The 3,168-nt window shown below is 73.9% G+C and carries 4 protein-coding genes; all 4 read left to right on the top strand.

Going from position 1 to position 3,168, the window contains the following annotated elements:
* The coding region (locus E1193_RS30690) for a nitrite/sulfite reductase (protein WP_132186620.1) at positions 1–1,693 on the top strand (1,693 nt) is incomplete at its 5' end.
* Positions 1,690–1,848 (top strand): hypothetical protein, encoded by a 159-nt coding sequence (locus tag E1193_RS32265; RefSeq protein WP_165945872.1) that lies wholly within the window; start codon positions 1,690–1,692, stop codon positions 1,846–1,848. The genes E1193_RS30690 and E1193_RS32265, both read left to right, overlap by 4 nt.
* Positions 1,845–2,606, top strand: coding sequence for a phosphoadenylyl-sulfate reductase (locus tag E1193_RS30685; RefSeq protein ID WP_132186619.1), 762 nt, complete (start codon positions 1,845–1,847; stop codon positions 2,604–2,606). Before E1193_RS32265 ends, E1193_RS30685 begins: the two co-directional genes overlap by 4 nt.
* A gap of 29 nt (positions 2,607–2,635) precedes the next feature.
* A partial coding sequence (locus E1193_RS30680) for a CbiX/SirB N-terminal domain-containing protein (protein ID WP_132186621.1) occupies positions 2,636–3,168 on the top strand: 533 nt, incomplete at its 3' end.

Below are 3,168 nucleotides of genomic sequence, written 5' to 3'. Positions count from 1 at the left end.
CGCCCGCCCCAGCACCCCGACGGCGCCGGCCGCCCGCGCACCCCGACGCGCCCGCGGTGAGGGGCAGTGGGCGCTCGGGCACCGCGAGCCGCTCAACGCCAACGAGCGGATCAAGAAGGACGACAACCCGCTGAACGTTCGGGCCCGGATCGAGAACATCTACGCCCACCGGGGCTTCGCCTCCATCGACCCGCAGGACCTGCGGGGCCGGTTCCGCTGGTGGGGCCTCTACACCCAGCGCAAGGCGGGCATCGACGGCGGCCGGACGGCCGTGCTGGAACCGCACGAGCTGGAGGACGAGTTCTTCATGCTCCGGGTCCGGATCGACGGCGGGCAGCTCAACCTGGCCCAGCTGCGGGTGGTCGCCGACATCTCCCGGGAGTTCGCCCGGGACACGGCCGACATCACCGATCGGCAGAACGTCCAGTACCACTGGATCCGGGTCGAGGACATGCCGGAGATCTGGCGCCGGCTGGAGTCGGTCGGCCTGCAGACCACCGAGGCGTGCGGTGACTGCCCGCGCATCGTGCTCGGCAGTCCGGTCGCCGGGGTGGCCGAGGCCGAGCTGGTCGACCCGACCCCGGCCATCGACGAGATCGTCCGCCGGTACGTCGGCGACAAGGCGTACTCCAACCTGCCGCGCAAGTTCAAGACCTCGATCTCCTGGCTGGTCGACACCCCGTACGAGGCCAACGACATCGCCTTCCTCGGCGTGGACCACCCCGAGCACGGCCCTGGCTTCGACGTCTGGGTCGGCGGCGGGCTCTCCACCAATCCGATGCTGGCCAAGCGGCTCGGCGTCTGGGTGCCGCTGACCGAGGTGCCGGACGTCTGGGCCGGAGTGGTCGGCATCTTCCGCGACTACGGCTACCGCCGGCTGCGCAACCGGGCCCGGCTGAAGTTCCTGGTCGCCGACTGGGGTGTGGAGAAGTTCCGGGAGGTGCTGGAGAAGGAGTACCTGGGCCGGACCCTGCTGGACGGCCCCGCCCCGCAACTGCCGGCGAAGCCGGTCGACCACATCGGCGTGCACCGGCAGCGTGACGGGCGGAACCTCGTCGGGGCCGCTCCGGTGGTGGGGCGGGTCTCCGGCACCCAGCTGGCCCAGCTCGCCGACGTGGCCGAGGCGCACGGCAGCGACCGGGTGCGGCTCACCCCGTACCAGAAACTGTTGGTGCTGGACGTGGCGCCGGAGCGGACGGAGTCCCTGGTCGACGCGCTGCGCGGGATCGGCCTGGAGGCACGGCCGTCGGCCTGGCGGCGCGGCACCATGGCCTGCACCGGCATCGAGTACTGCAAGCTCGCCATCGTCGAGACCAAGCGGCGCGGCGAGGAACTGGTGGCCCGGCTGGAGCAGCGGCTGCGCGACTTCGACGCCGACATCTCCATCCACATCAACGGTTGCCCGAACGCCTGCGCCCGCACGCAGGTCGCCGACATCGGGCTCAAGGGCCAGCTGGTGGTGGGCCCGGACGGCCGCCAGGTGGAGGGCTTCCAGGTGCACCTCGGCGGTGGCCTGGGCATGGCACAGGGGCAGAGCGCCGGGTTCGGCCGCAAGCTGCGTGGCCTGAGGACCACCGCCGACGAGCTTCCCGAGTACGTGGAACGACTGGCCCGCCGTTACCTGGCGAGCCGGACCGAGGGCGAGACGTTCGCCAACTGGGTGATCAGGGTCGACGAGGAGGAACTGCGTTGAGTGAGACACGATCCGCGCCTCTCTACTGCCCCTACTGCGGTGAGGAGGACCTGCGGCCGAACGAGGCCGGGCACGGCGCCTGGGAGTGCCACGCCTGCGCGCGGGTCTTCACCGTGAAGTTCACCGGCCTGCTCAGCAAGGTGGTGGCCCGATGAAGCTGCTGTCCGCGACGAACCTGGGCCTGGTCGGCCCGGGCGGGCCGCAACCGGCCGACCCGGCCCGCCGCGGCCCCGAGGAGCTGCGCGCGCTGGCCGAGCGGGCCGGCCGCGAGCTGGAGGGCGCGCCGGCGCTGGAGATCGCCCGCTGGGCGGCCGAGACCTTCGGCGACCGGTTCTGCGTCACCAGCTCGATGGCGGACGCCGTCCTCGCCCACCTGGTGTCCCGGGTCGCTCCCGGGGTCGACGTGGTCTTCCTCGACACCGGGCTGCACTTCCCGGAGACCCTCAAGGTCCGCGACGAGGTGGCCCGCCGCCTGCCGGTGAACGTCCGGTCGATCCGGCCCCGGCAGACCGTCGGCCAGCAGGACGCCGAGTACGGCCCCCGGCTGTTCAACCGCTCCCCGGACGACTGCTGCCAGCTGCGCAAGGTGGAGCCGCTGGAGCGGGCCCTCGCGGGGTACGACGCCTGGGCGGCCGGGCTGCGCCGGGACGAGTCGCCCACCCGGGCGAACACGCCGGTGGTGACCTTCGACCCTCGGCGGGGAAAGGTGAAGGTCAACCCGATCGCCGCCTGGACCCAGGCCGACGTCGACTCCTACATCGCCCGATACGACATCCCGGTCAACGAGCTGTTCAGCCGCGGCTACGGCTCGATCGGCTGCTGGCCCTGCACCCGGCGGACCAAGGCCGGGGAGGACCCGCGGGCCGGCCGGTGGGCCATGTTCGAGAAGACCGAGTGCGGCCTGCACGTCTGACCGGGCCGGACACTCCTCCGGCGGCCGGCGTGGGCGGCGGCGCGCCGGTGGTGCTGGTCGCGCACGGCAGCCGGGACGGGCGGGCGGCGGAAGCCACCCGGGCGCTCGCCCGGGCCGTCGAGGCGGCCCGTCCCGGCACGGTGGTGCTGCCGAGCTGGCTGGACCACACCGACCCGGGGCCGACGGAGGTGCTGCTCGGCCTCGCGGCGGCCGGGCATGCCGAGGCGGTGGTGGTGCCGCTGTTGCTCACCGCCGCGTACCACCGGCGGGTGGACGTCCCGGCGGCGGTGGCGGCGGCCCGTGAGTCGGCCCCGGAGTTGGCGGTACGGGTGACCGACGTGCTGGGGCCCGCGGACGGCACGGTGGACCCGGGGCTGCTGGCCGGGCTGCGCCGACGGTTGGCTGAGGTGGAGTCGGGCGGGCTGGACGCGCTGGTGCTGGCGGCGGCGGGCACCCGGGTCGCCCGGGCACGGGCCTCGGTGGGCCGGGTCGCCGCCGCGCTGGGCGCGGAGTTCGCGGTGCCCTGCACCGTCTCGTACGCCTCGGCGGCCCCGCCCACGAC

The sequence above is a fragment of the Micromonospora sp. KC606 genome, from assembly GCF_004348675.1.
GTDB lineage: Bacteria > Actinomycetota > Actinomycetes > Mycobacteriales > Micromonosporaceae > Micromonospora.
This window is presented reverse-complemented; position numbering and strand designations above follow the sequence as displayed.